We start from the raw sequence: 13,525 nt of genomic DNA on the forward strand, positions 1-13,525 counted from the left end.
ATGACAGACAACGAGCAGCAACTCCTTGACTATCTCAAGCGCGCAACCTCCAAACTGAGCAGTTGCCGGCAGCAGCTCAAGGAGATGGAAGACACCAAAAATGAGCCCATAGCCATTGTGGGAATGGGCTGCCATTACCCCGGCGGAGTAGCCGGACCGGACAGCCTGTGGAGCCTTGTCGCAAGCGCCGGTGACGCCATCGGCCCCTTCCCGACCGACCGCGGCTGGAATCTCGATCGCCTCTTCTCCGAAGACAAGGATGCGCCCGGAACCACCTACGCACACCGCGGCGGGTTCCTCTACGACGCCGCAATGTTCGACGCCGAATTCTTCGGGATAACTCCTCGCGAGGCCGCCACACTCGATCCGCAGCAGCGCGTCATGCTCGAGACCGCCTGGGAGGCACTCGAGCACGCCGGCATCCATCCGACCGGGCTGCGCGGATCCAACACCGCCGTCTACGCCGGGGTCGCCAGTCTCGACTACTCGGACGGCTGGCAGCAATCCGATGGGACCGAAGGCTATCGGCCGACCAGTGTGTCCCACGCCGTCGTATCCGGCCGCATCGCCTACACCCTTGGTCTGCAAGGCGCCGCCGTCACCGTCGACACCGCCTGTTCGTCATCGCTGGTCGCCGTGCACCTGGCCTGTCAGGCCCTGCGACGCGGCGAGTGCACCCTCGCCCTGGCGGGCGGCGTCAGCATCATGGCAACCCCCATGGCCTTCACCGAGTTCGCTCGGCAGAAGGGCCTGTCGCCCGACGGGCGGTGCAAGTCATTCGCGGCGGCCGCCGACGGCACCGGCTGGGGCGAGGGAGCCGGGGTACTTGCCTTGGAAAGGCTCTCGGAGGCCAAACGGCATGGCCATCGGGTATGGGCAACCATCCGCGCCAGCGCCGTCAACCAGGACGGGGCCAGCAATGGACTCTCAGCCCCCAACGGAATCGCCCAGCAGCAGGTCATCCGTGACGCCCTGATCGCTGCCCGCCTCTCAGCCGCGGACGTGGACGCCGTCGAGGCGCACGGCACCGGCACCGTGCTCGGCGACCCGATCGAGGCCGAAACCCTGACGGCCACCTACGGACGAAGCCGCCCAACCAACGGCGACGGAGCGCCGGTACCCCTGTACCTGGGCTCTTTGAAGTCCAACATAGGCCACACCCTTGCCGCCGCCGGCGTCGGCGGCGTCATCAAGATGGCGATGGCCATGCACCACGGCGTGCTTCCCCAGACCCTTCACGTGGATGAGCCCACACCCCAGGTGGACTGGTCCTCCCGCACCGTCAGTCTCCTCGCCCAGTCACAGCAGTGGCCGAACTCAGGACGGCCGCGCCGGGCAGGCATCTCCTCATTCGGTATCAGCGGAACCAACGCCCACCTCATTCTCGAGCAGAGTCCCGACGCCACCGGTCCCGTGCCGACGCTTGCCACCCCTGGCTCCGCCCAAAATGGGGACGCATCCGCGCCTGGCCCAACCGCCGAAGACTCTGCCGGCCCGGTCCCTCAGAGCAGTCCCGAAGCAGAACTCGTCCCCTGGGTCCTGTCGGGAAAATCAAAGACCGCCTTGAAAGCACAGGCAGCGCGGCTTCGCCAGCACATCCACCACCACACAGAGCTCTCTTATCAGGACATCGCCCGCAGCCTCGCAACCACACGCACGCGCTTCACGCACTCGGCAGTCGTCCTTGCCGGTGACGCAACCGCCACCGCGGCTCGCATCGACGCGCTTGCCGAAGGCCGGCCGGAAACGGGTGTCGTCACCGGCACCACCGGACCACGAGGCAAGACCGTATTCGTCTTCGGAGGCCAAGGCTCCCAGTGGCCCCGCATGGGGCTGCGCCTTTATCAAGGCTCAACGACATTCCGGGCATCATTGGACGCGGCTGACCAAGCCCTGCGCCCGTTCACCCACTGGTCGGTTCTGGACGTGCTGCGCCAAGCGCCAGGGGCACCCAGCCTGGAGGCGGACAGCGTCATCCAACCCGCGCTCTTCGCCGTCATGACCTCACTGGCGGCGACCCTCCAGCACCACGGCATCGTCCCGGACGCGGTCGTCGGCCACTCCCAAGGGGAAATCAGCGCAGCCTGCGTCGCCGGGGCTTTGACCCTGGAGGACGCCGCGAAAGTCGTCGCGCTTCGCAGTCAGGCGCTGGCAGCACTGTCCGGCCACGGCGCGATGGCCTCGGTCTGGGCTGCTCCCGAACGGCTGGATGAGCTCCTCGAACCGTGGGCTGGGCACATCGGCGTCGCAGCTGCCAACAGCCCGACCCATTGGACCGTCAGCGGAGAGACCGAAGCCGTCAGCGAATTCCTCGACCGGTGCCAGACCGACGGAGTCCGCGCCCGCAGGATCGGCGTTGACTACGCATCCCACGGCCCCCAGGTCGAGACCGTACGAAACCAGCTGCTGGAGCAATTCGCCGATATCCGGCCCGGTGCCACCCGTATCCCCATGTACAGCACCGTAGATAGCCAGTCACACCGCTCCCCGATCGACGGGCGCCAGTTGGGCGCCGAATACTGGTATCAGAACCTCAGAAACCGTGTCGACCTGCTGGACACAACGCATTCCCTTCTCGAACAGGGCCACACACAATTTCTGGAGCTTTCGCCACATCCAGTCCTCACCCCGGCCATCGCCGAGTCCCTGGAAGCCTTCAGCGCCGAGGCAGCCACACGAGACGAACCGCACATCATCGGCGTGATGCGCCGCGACCAGCCGGAAACCGAGGAACTCCTCACTGCCCTTGGCCAGTTGTACGTGGCCGGATACAACGTCGACTTCTTCCCCGACCACCACAGGGGCAACACGAATGCAGTGCTCCCCACCTACGCCTTCCAGCACGAGCACTACTGGGTCGGTTCCGACGGGCCGAGTCGGGCGCGCGAGGAGGAGCACTCCGGCGAGGGATCGGCCGACCAGTCACTGCTCGGCCCGGTCACGGGACTTGCGGGAACCGACGAGTGGATCGCCATCAGCAGCGTGTCGCTGCAATCCCATCCCTGGCTGGCCGACCACGCGGTGCTGACAACCGTGGTGATGCCGGGGGTGGCGATGCTGGACATGGCACTGCAGGCTGGGCTGCGGGTCGGCTGCCCCGAGGTGGAAGAGCTGACGTTCCTCAGCCCGCTGCATCTTCCCGGCCAGGACGCGGTCCGACTGCAGGTCAGGATCGGCAGCGACGAGGGCGCAGGCCGGCGCCGCATCACCATCAACTCGCAGGCACCGAGGACCACAGGCCGAGAAGAGGACGACACCTGGACCTGTAACGCATCCGGGTACCTGAGGAACCCCGGCGGTGACGTCCAGGAGCGGCCTTGGGCGGATATGACGACCTGGCCGCCCGCCGGCGCAGAGCCGGTAGACACTACGGATCTCTACCCCACCCTGGCCAGGCGCGGCTACAATTTCGGAGAGGATTTCCAGAATGTTCACGCAATCTGGCAGCGGTACGGAGAAGTCTTCGTCGAGGTAAAAATACCGCCGCGATATCGCTCGGAAGCGAGCGTTTTCGGGATACACCCCCTACTCCTGGACGCCGCAGCTCATTGGCAACTCAAGAGCCTCAATTCAGCCGACGAGATCTCGGAGTGTCAGGTTCCTCTCCTGTTCTCCGCCGAAGGTGCCCAACTCATCCATCCGGGATCCGATACCCTCAGGGCTCACCTCACCCAGCGCTCCGGTCAGTCTGTCGGCATGGATCTGTTCGATGAATCCGGCCGCCACGTGGCCCGAATCGCGGGTCTGTCCACGCGTCCGATCTCGCAAGCCCGGCTGAAGCAGGCAATCCAGCCGACGGAGTCCGAGTCGCTCCTCCAACTCCAGTGGACACCGACCGCATCGTTCCAGGAATCTACACCCGAGGATCTGTGCATCCTCGACGCTACCGGCATGCTCACCGCAGGCAACGATCCACGTCTGACGATCTGCCACGACATCGAAAGTGTCGAAAGGTGCCTGCTCGATGGAGGCAACACAGTTCCCGTGCTCTCCCCGCACGGCCAGCTTCCCGCGGAACCGGACACCGCAAAGTCAGCGATCCTGCTGACTGAGTACACGCTCCGGGCGCTGGCCCAATGGACCGCTGACGAACGGCTCGCCACCACCACGTTGGCCATTGCCACATCTCATGCAGTGGCGGTCGACGACGGCGACGACGTCCGCCCTGAGCAGAGTGCGCTGTGGGGGCTCGCCCGAACCGCCGCTATCGAGCACCCGGACCGCTTCGTTCTGTTCGATCTCGACAGCTCATCCAACGCGTGGGCGAAGGCTGCCGCGGCAGCACCCTCCTACGCTGAAGTCGCCGTGCGGCGCGGCGTGGTGAGCAGTCCAGGGCTCGTGCGTCGCAGGCCGCCCTCCGCGGTCGCCCCCGCACCGCTGGACCCCGACGGAACTGTCCTTGTCACCGGTGCCACCGGTGGCATCGGCAAACTCATCGCCCGCCGTCTCGTGAGCGAACACGGAGTCACCCGCTTGGTACTCGCCTCACGGACGGGATCGGCAGCCGTCGGCGCTGACAACCTGAGCACCGAACTTGCGGAACTCGGCGCTGAGGTCACCATCGTCCAGTGTGATGTTGCCGATCGCGACGATCTGTCACAGCTAGTCGGCGGCATACCGCCCCAGCATCCGCTCACCGCCGTGGTGCATATGGCCGGCGTACTCGACGACGCCATCCTCACCCGGCTTACGGCAGATCAGGTACGCAAAGTCATGCGTCCAAAAGTCGAAGCGGCCGCCCACCTCCACGACCTCACCCAAGAGATCGGACTGGCCAGGTTCATTGTTTTCTCCTCCGTTTCCGGTGTCTTCGGAAGCCCCGGACAGGGCAATTACGCCGCCGCCAACGCCTTCCTCGACGGCCTGGCCCAGCATCGCCGAGCCAAAGGGCTACCCGCCACCTCTATTGCCTGGGGACTGTGGAATACCGCGACCGGAATGACCGCTCACCTCACGAGCGGCGATCTGCAACGAATCAGCCGCACAGGTATGAGGCCGATGACCGAGCGCGAAGGACTCAATCTCTTCGACCAGGCCATTCGGACATCCTCACCCGCGCTGATCGCCACTCCGATTGACAGCGAGGCGCTGTCCGCAGCCGTCGAGTCACATGCGGCACCCGCCCTGCTGGCAGGACTTGTGGGCACCCGTAACCGCCCCAAAACCCCCAGGTCACTCCGATCGCAAGATACTGGCCCGCGCAAGTCCCTGGTAGGTCTGGACGACGCAGCATTTCCTGAAGCAGTCGATGAACTGGTTCTCGCCACCACAGCCACCGTATTCGGCTACAAGCATCCACGGGCGGACGATTTCCAACGCAACTTCGCTGACATGGGTGTGGACTCGCTCATGGCGGTCGAGCTGCGCAACCGCTTGAACATCGCGGCTGATGTCCGTCTCCCCGCCACCGCAGTGTTCGTTTACCCCACACCTCAGGCCCTGGCCGAACACCTCACGTCTCTTCTGCAGACAAGGGCCAAAACTGAGCCTGAAGGCAAGAGCAACCCCCCGAGCAAAAGCCCACCAGCCCAGAGCAACGCAGTACCGCCAGACGCGGCTGACGTCGTCGAGGTGTTCACCGCAGCGATTAACCGAGGAGAAGGACGTCGGGCTTCTCACATTGCGACCGGAGCAGCACGGACACGATCGTCATTCTCGGATCCGGCAGGTCACAAGGATTTACGGAAGCCCGTCAAGCTATGTGACGGCGACGGTGAAACCCTCGTGATCTGCATTGATTCCATCGCGCCGGTAGGGAATGGATTTTCCTACACACAGGTGACAGGACACCTAAGGCGGCACCTGAAAGCCTACGCCCTGGGTCTTCCGGGTTATCGCGAGGAAGAACCGCTCCCCAACAGTTCGGAAGCAGTAGCTCAAGTGCTCGCAGCCACCGTAGCCGAGCTTGCCCAGAACACCCCCTTCGTTCTCGTAGGTCACTCGTCAGGAGCCTATTTCGCCGAGGCCACTTCAGCCATCCTGGAGAAGGGCGGAAAATATCCGCACTCTGTCGTGATGATCGACCCGCCCGGCACCGATGCGGTAGTTCGGGACGACGCGGCACTAACGTCTCTGCTTCGTCGATTTGCAGATCAGGCTAACCAGACGGACGGATTCGACTACGCCACGGTGACAGCCTTGGGCAGGTATCTTGAATTTCCCTACGGTCACCACTGGGGTACGACGAGGATCCCAAAGACCCTCCTTCGCGCCACCCGCCAGCCTTCTTGGTGGCCGACAACACCCGCTCTGGCCGACAGCGGATTCGAGCACGTCATCAATATCGCGACAGACCACTTCTCCATCATGTCGCAGCACAGCAGAAGTATTGCGGAAGCAATTCTGGCAGCTGCTACCTGAGCAGGTACGAAGGGCCGCTCGACCACGGCAGCATCGACGTACCCGCTGAGCGAGAGGCCGTCGCGAGCGGCCCGCCCGCCTCAGAGGTCGTTTTCTTCCTGTTGTTTTATCCCGTTTTGCGGAGTTGGTCCGTTGTTGTCGGGGTGCGCCAGGAGATGGTGCCCTCGCCGGTGAGGCGGCGGGCCATGAGGTCGGTCATGGCGAGGTGGATCATGGCTTCGGAGCGAACGAGGTGGCGCCGGATGCCGAGCTGGCTTCCGTGCTGCTGTCGAAACTGGCGGCACGGGTTCCCTCGCGCGACCTGTCGGAGCCGCCGAGTTGATCCACGCGCGGCCGCTGTGGCACGTCCAGTGCGGCGGCGGTGCAGCGTTAAGGATCGCTTCCCGGCGAAGGCGGGTCCTGGCGTAGACCCCGGACTCTTACTGGGTGCTGGTATCGGGCGGTGTCTACCGCGTCGCTGTGGCGCCTACCCGACGACGGCGAGCACTCCATCACCACCGCCTGGCCGGCCGTAGAAGTCAGTGTCGGCACTAGTACTGGCATGCCGGGCACCGCGCATCCGCTTAAAGGGTGTTGCACAAGGCAGTGTTCGGGCAGGTCAGGGCCCGTGAGCACGGTTCTCTGGTCATGATGCGAGGGCGAGGTTGTGCATCTGGGCGACGGCCTGGACCGCGTGGTGGAGTCCGTCGCCGTGCTGCCGGCAGTCGCGGAGGATCTTGTGGTTCTTCATTCGGCCGATCACGTGCTCCACCCGGGCGCGGACCGTGCGGTGGGCGGCGTTGTCGTCCTCTTCGCCCGGCAGCAGGGCGCGTCGGGGGCGTTTGCGGTGCGGCACGACCATCCCGCAGTTGAGGTAGGCGCCGTTGGCCAGGACGGTCACGCCCCGGCAGTGCGCGGCCAGGCCGGAGGCGCGCCAGGCGTGCGCATCGGCGGTGGTGCCCGGCACCGGCCGGGCAGCGGCGATCACCAGGCGGGTGTCGGCATCCACGATGACCTGCGCGTTCGCCGAGAACCGGTAGTTGCGTGAGGACGATCCGATGCGCCGGTCGCGGACCGGCAGCAGGGTGCCGTCCACGATCCACAGCCGGCCTGCCGCGTCGACAGGCCGGGATAGGGGCTCGAGGGCCAGCAGCGGACCCAGCCGCTGGATCACCCGGCACATGGTCGAGGAGGAGATCCCGAACAGCGCCAACTGTCGCATGGTCAGGTTCGTGCGGTAGTACACGGCCACCACCAGCACCCGTTCGGCCAGCCGAAGGCCCCACGGCCGGCCCCGCAACGTCCCGTTGCCACCCCGGTCCCGGACCGTCTTCAGCAGCCGCCCGAACTGCTCCACCGACAGCCCGGTGAACGTCTCCACCCACACACGATCAGCCCTCAGCACCCCAGCCATACACCGGAGATGCCCAGTTCACTGCCTTGTGCAACACCCTTTAGAAGCCGTCCCGTTTCCTCGACTGATCGTCACGCAGTGTGGTCAGCCGCCGCGAACATACGGCGTTGCCTTATGGCTGCGGTCATTGCAGCGTATCCGGCCGTGTCGCCGGTTGAGGTCTGTCGTTGATCCTGTGACAAGACGCATCGATGGGTGTCTGCACCGGTGACGGTGTCGGCCTGGACGAGGGGAAGACCGTGGCGACGCGATTGCGGCTGGGACGTGGGCGGACAGTTCTGGCGGTAACGGCGCTGGGAGCGGTGGCGCTGTCGGCTGCACCAGCGGCCGCCAGTGAAAACGTCATCGGTATCGGCAATGCTGCCTTCAACAACACGATGATCAACGCAAACAAGCAGGTCACTGCCGTGGCGCGCACGGAACAGGGCAGCGGAGTGCTGGGGAACCTCAACCAACTTCCCGTGGATATCCCGCAGAACGGCGGGGCCGGGGGCTCGAATTTTGCCTTTCTTAACCCATTTTCCACTTTTGAGGCCCCAGCCTCCGCGGTGTCGCCGCTCACGTCTCCTGTCGGCAGCGCCGTTGGTTAAGGTCCGAGTTGGTTTCGTTCCGTGCTGCTTTTTGGTCGCTTCGTGGTTTTGGCGCCTTCCTCCCTAGTGCGGTAGGTGCCTGGTGCGGAAGACCCGCAGAGCCCAGAAATCCGGCGACGCCTTCGCGGCCCCGCCGAGGAGACCGCAGAGACCGTCACCCTGTCCGGCGGCCAGAGCGTGACCGTCACCTCGTCCACGTTCGGTACCCAGACCTACAGCACCACGCCGAACGACGACCAGGACGACGACTGAGCGGCCATTCCGCAGGCGCAATAGAAGGGGCCGCCCCGCAAGGGTGCGGCCTCCTTTTTTGTTTGTGCTGAGGCGTGACTCATAGGTCAGTGCGCGATGGTGAACGGGCTGCTGTCGACCCGGCAGGCTCCATCTCCGGCGGTGTTGACTTCCGCCCGGTAGAAGAAGTCGCCAGCCAGACCGGTGTTGGGCAAGGAATCTTTCAAAGAGAACCTGCCGGAGAACTTTTCCTCTCCCTCCCAGACTTTCTCTACGTGCGTGGGTGGTTGTCCGTTGGGCTGGATCTGAAGCAGGTCGATTGCAGTCAGGGTGTCGATAGACCCGGGGTCGTTGTGGATGTCGATACGGACGCGGCCTCCACCCTGATAAACGGAGCCCGGCTGTGGAGTGTCGATGGTCACATCGTGACAGGAGGGGGCGTCTGCGGGGGAGGACAGGTGCGTGAGGTGTTGGGTTTGAGCGGTGGCGGTGCCTGTGCTGAGCAGTCCCGTGGCGAGGACAGCGGCGCTCAGTGCTACTGCGGTGTATCGATGCATGCGCATAGAGGCTCCTTCTCAGGCGCGCCGGAGGCGCGTGGCGGCAGCGTCGGAAATGACGGCTGCCACAGTCCATATGGGGATACCCGCTGGGCGCCGCGTTCAGAGTCAGCTATTCGAGTGAGAGCAGTTGCGGACGCTCACCTCGATGGGGGTGTGGGCCAAGCTCCACGCCGCCGCATCGCCGGGCCCGGCAGGTAGGCGACCTTGCAACCCGCGTCCCTCGCGGCCGTCAGGGGGAGGGCGCTGGCCTTCGACCACTCGGCGAACCGGCGGTGGGCCGTCGCACTGGAAGGTCCGAACGACGCGGCGGGAAGCTGCTGCTACGTACATCCGGAAATCGCTACGAACACGATCGCGGCCAGCACCTCCCGCATCGGAGCCATAGTCGGATCGCGGCTGCGGCGACTGCTCCGTGGAAGCCATGGGCTCTCTTGTCGTAACGGGTGGCGACCGCCCGCAAGTTCTTGAGCCGGTGGATGGTCCGCTCGACTTCGTTTCGGCGCCGGTAGTGCTCCTGGTCGAACCTGGCGGGCCTGCCGCCCGTGCTGCCTCAGTGCTGGCGGTTGGCCCGCTGGTCCCTCGGTTCCGGGATCGTGTGCTTGATCCGGCGTCTTCGCAGGTAACTGCGGTTGCGGCGGGAACGCGCGGGGGGGTCCGGTCGCTCACGGCGCGCGGATCGGACCCTGCGGATCGCTGGTGGGCCGAACGGGCCGTTCATAGCGTTGTGTTCATGACGGATGACACGAACGAAGAACGAAAAGGCGCCACCCGGCGGACAGCGGTACGTGGGCTGGGACTCACAGTGGGGGGCATGACGCTGGCCACCGGGCCCGGACCCTCGCCCGCCGCGGCGGCCCCGCGTCGCGGGCTCAGAACCTACGTGCTGGTGCACGGTACCCACAGCGCCGGCGCGTTCTGGATGCCGATTGCGCGGGAACTGGTGCTGCGCGGCCACCGCGTCGTCATGGTGGACCAGCCGCGGCACGGCGCGGAGGCTTTCGTGGCGGAGTCGTACCAGCGGCAGGACCTCACAGCCATGTCGGTAGAGCCCTCCCCGCTGAAGGGCCTCGGCCTTGACGACTACGAGGCGCGCGTCACGGGCATCGTGCGGCGGGCCGCACGGAACGGCCCGGTGGTGCTGGTCGGGCACAGCCTGGGCGGCGTGTCGGTCAGCCGTGTCGGCGACGCCGTCCCGCACCTGCTTCACCACATCTGCTACATGGCGGCCTTCTGTCCCAGCCGCGTCCTGCCCACGGCGGACGCCTGCACGGCGGCACCCGAGAACGCGAACGCCGTCAGCCCGGTGGAGCTGACGGTGGGGGACCCGGACCGGCTCGGGGTATTGCGGCTGAACTTCCGTACAGGTGTCAGCGGTGAGTTGGCCCTCCTGAAGGAGATGATCTGCGCGGACTACCCCGACGCCGACTTCCGCCGCATACTGTCCGGTATGCAGAGTGACGAGCCCGTCGCCGCCTATGCGGGCCGAGCGGTCGGCCGGGCCGGCAACTGGGGACGCATTCCCCGCACGTATCTGCGTTTCGGCAGGGACCGTACGATCGCCACCGCGCTCTAGGACAGAATGATCGCGGAAGCCGACGCGTTCACCCCCGGCAACAGCTTCCGCGTGCACGATTTCCCCGGGGCGTCACACGTCGGTCCTCTGGATCCCACCCCGGTTGCGGACGTCCTGGACACGCTCGCAGGGCAGGGGGGCTAGGTCCTGTTCGGCGGATTATGTGACCTTCCGATTGCTCGCTCGTTGGTTCGATCACGCGTCAGGGGGATCTGACGAATCGCGAGTGGTCGCTTCTGGAGCCGCACCTGCCGCCGTCGGGTGATCGGGGAGGCCGGTGGAGTGACCACCGCACAGTGGCGAACGGCATCCTGTTCCGAGTCCGGACCGGAGTTCCCTGGCGTGATCTGCCGGAACGCTACGGATCCTGCAGACGGTCCAGGCGGACGTCGACCTCGTCGGTCGCGTCGACTGGTCGATGGTCGGAGTCGACTCGACATCCTGCCCGGCCCATCAGCACGCGGGCGGTGCCCTAAAGGCCCGGCCCCGGATCCCGAAGAAAGGACGACGCCCTGGCACCACCGCCCCGACGAGGGACTCGGGCGGTCCCGGGGCGGGCTAACCCGCAAGATCCACCTTGCGGCGAGGGCGGCTGCCGTCCTTTGGTCTTCCTTCTTACGCCCGGCCAGTGGGGTGACGCACCGTAGATGACCGAGGTTCTGGACCGGATCCGGGTGCCCCGTCCATCGGCGGGCGCCCCCGAAGCCGACCGGCTCATGCCAGGGGCGACAAGGCATACAGTTCCCGCCTCAACCGCAGTTACCTGCGAAGACGCCGGGTCAAGCACACGAGCCCGGAGCCGAGGGACCAGCGGGCCAACCGTCGGCGCAGAGGCAGCGCGGGCGGCAGGCCCGCCAGGTTCGACCAGGAGCACTACCGGCGCCGAAACGAAGTCGAGCGCCCGGCACGAAAGCGCCGACCTCGTCCGGCGCTACGCCAAAGACAGCGAGACCACCCTGGCCGTGGAACGCTCCCGCCTTGCCGCGCTGTCCGATGGCGAACGCACCTGGCCCTGGCTGCGCACTGCCAGGGTGTGCCCCCCTGGGGGACGGCGCCGACCTCAACTGCGGAATGGTCACCTCGCACCGCAAACGCCCCCGCCGCGCCCTGCTGCCAGGCGAAGAGGACGACAACGCCGCCCACCGCACGGTCCGCGCCCGGACCAGAGAACCGCGCTCACAGGCCCTGACCTGCCGGAAAACGGCCTTGTGCAACACCCTTTAAGGGTTGTCCTGTAACTGGTGCGCTGGTTGGGGCGTGGGGTGAGCGTAGCTTTCATTTCCGCGCAAGCATTCAACGCGTTCACGCCCTGCTGGAGATTTCCCTCTTCCCTAACAGGAGAAGCCGGGGTGTTGTGGACAGATGCATGCCACTCAACTGGACGCCGCGGCAGGGCTATGCCCCTTGCCGGCCATAGAGCATCCCCGCGCTGAGCAAGTTGAACAAGGGGTTCGGTCCTGGTCGGGAACACAGGCACTCTTTCACCATGCCGAGTCGGCCCGGGCCGCGGGATACGGACGGCTGGCCGCCTGTCTCTATCCCCATAGCGGAGTGGAGGAAGCTGTCCTGGCCGGTTGTGTGCTGATGTATCTCTTCGAACTGGACGGCGACCTGGTGGAAGTGCCGGCCGGAGCGGGTGATGCCAGTGCGGCTGTGGGACAGCTACTTCGCTGGGAGGCGGTGCTGGCCCCGCACCGTGAGGAGGCGGCCCCGCTCCGGGACACCGCTTCCCAGGCGCTGCTGGGGTTGTGGCAGCAGATTGCCGGGGTGAGTGGGTGCGAACACCAAGCCCGCCTCCGACTTGCCTGGCGCACCTACGCTCTCGGTGCGGCGGCTGAGGCTGCCTTCATGTCGGCCTCCACTTTGCCGTCTCCCGAGGAGTATTCCGTACTGCGTGCCCACACGATTGCCGATTGGCCGTTGGTGTGGATCGGGATTACGGCGGGATACGTATTGCCCGAGGATCTCTGGCACTCTCCGGCCATCTCCCGCATCAATCAACTTGCCCAGCAGCTGCTGGGTATCTCTAACGACATCTGGTCGTATGAGAGAGAGCATGCCGCGTCAACTACCGCGGTGAACTATCCCGTCGTACTGGCCCAGCACTACCAGTGCCCCCTTGCCCGAGGGCTTGAGATGACAGTTGCTCTCCACCGGAAGGTCATGGACCAGTTCCTCAGAATGCATGAGCAGTTGTCCTGTGCAGACAGCTCGTTGGTGAGGCGCTACGCGGACGACGTGGCGGCTCTGGTTGCCGGCTGGCACCACTGGTGCGAGAGAACGTCGCGGTACTAGCCGCTCTGACGTCGTGTCCGGTGCAGAGATGGCATTACTCGGTAAGCGAAAGGTTGTGCAGTCGAGCGATGCCGAGCATGGCCTGGTGAACACCGTCCCCCTTGAGCCGGCAGTACCACAGGATCTTCCAACACTTCATACGGGCGAAGACATGCTCGACCCGTGCTCGGACCTGCTTGTGGGGCTTGTTGTGTTCCCGTTTCCAGGCGGGCAGTTCCGCCCTTTCGGTGGCGGTGCGGTAATAACCGGACTGGTGCCCGGATAGCCACCGTCAGCGATCGTCATCGTGGCGCCCACGACATCCCTCGCCCCAGATTCAGACCACGCCTTGCAATCGTTGCGGATACCCGCCAAGGGCCGGCCGACTACAGCGATGAGCCGTGCGTCCGCGTCGATGACAACCTGGCGGTTGGTTGAGTACCGGTAGTTCTTCGAGTGCTCAGCCACCGAGTGGTCGCGTGTAATACCAAAGTGCGGTCCACGATCAGGACAGTGGGGCTCTTCCAACCTGTCGAGTGCAACT

At 65.5% G+C, this 13,525-nt stretch carries 6 protein-coding genes and 5 pseudogenes; 7 read left to right on the forward strand and 4 right to left on the reverse strand.

The window, feature by feature from the left end; genetic code table 11:
- A complete protein-coding gene (locus ACWFRJ_RS43475) occupies positions 1-6,360 on the forward strand; it encodes an SDR family NAD(P)-dependent oxidoreductase (RefSeq protein WP_453544424.1) in 6,360 nt (2,119 codons plus the stop codon).
- A 625-nt stretch (positions 6,361-6,985) separates the two neighbouring features.
- Here the strand turns inward: ACWFRJ_RS43475 and ACWFRJ_RS43480 are convergent.
- Positions 6,986-7,753, reverse strand: coding sequence for a transposase family protein (locus ACWFRJ_RS43480; protein WP_453544426.1), 768 nt, complete (start codon positions 7,751-7,753; stop codon positions 6,986-6,988).
- Positions 7,754-7,944: 191 nt separating this feature from the next.
- Here ACWFRJ_RS43480 and ACWFRJ_RS43485 point away from each other — a divergent pair, with 191 nt between their 5' ends.
- Together ACWFRJ_RS43485 and ACWFRJ_RS43490 are read left to right on the forward strand one after the other, a co-directional pair.
- Positions 7,945-8,343, forward strand: a complete 399-nt coding sequence (locus ACWFRJ_RS43485; RefSeq protein WP_453544428.1) for a hypothetical protein — start codon at positions 7,945-7,947, stop codon at positions 8,341-8,343.
- Positions 8,344-8,418: 75 nt separating this feature from the next.
- On the forward strand, positions 8,419-8,595 hold the full coding sequence (locus ACWFRJ_RS43490) for a hypothetical protein (RefSeq protein ID WP_453544430.1): 177 nt from the start codon (positions 8,419-8,421) through the stop codon (positions 8,593-8,595).
- 86 nt (positions 8,596-8,681) lie between these two features.
- On the opposite strand, the gene ACWFRJ_RS43495 is transcribed toward ACWFRJ_RS43490, so the two are convergent.
- Entirely contained in the window at positions 8,682-9,131 is a 450-nt protein-coding gene (locus tag ACWFRJ_RS43495) for a hypothetical protein (protein ID WP_453544432.1), read from the reverse strand.
- Positions 9,132-9,474: 343 nt separating this feature from the next.
- Positions 9,475-9,801 (reverse strand): annotated as a pseudogene (locus ACWFRJ_RS43500) (transposase); the annotation flags it as partial.
- Between the two features lie 144 nt (positions 9,802-9,945).
- Between ACWFRJ_RS43500 and ACWFRJ_RS43505 the strand changes: the two are divergent.
- From ACWFRJ_RS43505 to ACWFRJ_RS43520, 4 genes and pseudogenes are all read left to right on the forward strand, one after another.
- Positions 9,946-10,851, forward strand: a pseudogene (locus tag ACWFRJ_RS43505) (alpha/beta hydrolase).
- 50 nt (positions 10,852-10,901) lie between these two features.
- Positions 10,902-11,612, forward strand: a pseudogene (locus tag ACWFRJ_RS43510) (IS5 family transposase); the annotation flags it as partial.
- A gap of 107 nt (positions 11,613-11,719) precedes the next feature.
- Positions 11,720-11,868, forward strand: a pseudogene (locus ACWFRJ_RS43515) (IS5/IS1182 family transposase); the annotation flags it as partial.
- Positions 11,869-12,258: 390 nt separating this feature from the next.
- Positions 12,259-13,002, forward strand: coding sequence for a terpene synthase family protein (locus ACWFRJ_RS43520; RefSeq protein ID WP_453544434.1), 744 nt, complete (start codon positions 12,259-12,261; stop codon positions 13,000-13,002).
- Between the two features lie 34 nt (positions 13,003-13,036).
- Here the strand turns inward: ACWFRJ_RS43520 and ACWFRJ_RS43525 are convergent.
- Positions 13,037-13,496 (reverse strand): annotated as a pseudogene (locus ACWFRJ_RS43525) (transposase family protein); the annotation flags it as partial.
- Positions 13,497-13,525 lie beyond the last annotated feature (29 nt).

The organism is Streptomyces sp. NPDC055239, from assembly GCF_053606205.1.

Coding starts and splice junctions, on each gene's coding strand:
- ACWFRJ_RS43475 (WP_453544424.1), top strand. CDS start 1: ATGACAGACAACGAGCAGCAACTCCTTGACTATCTCAAGCGCGCAACC.
- ACWFRJ_RS43480 (WP_453544426.1), bottom strand. CDS start 7,753: ATGGCTGGGGTGCTGAGGGCTGATCGTGTGTGGGTGGAGACGTTCACC.
- ACWFRJ_RS43485 (WP_453544428.1), top strand. CDS start 7,945: ATGGGTGTCTGCACCGGTGACGGTGTCGGCCTGGACGAGGGGAAGACC.
- ACWFRJ_RS43495 (WP_453544432.1), bottom strand. CDS start 9,131: ATGCATCGATACACCGCAGTAGCACTGAGCGCCGCTGTCCTCGCCACG.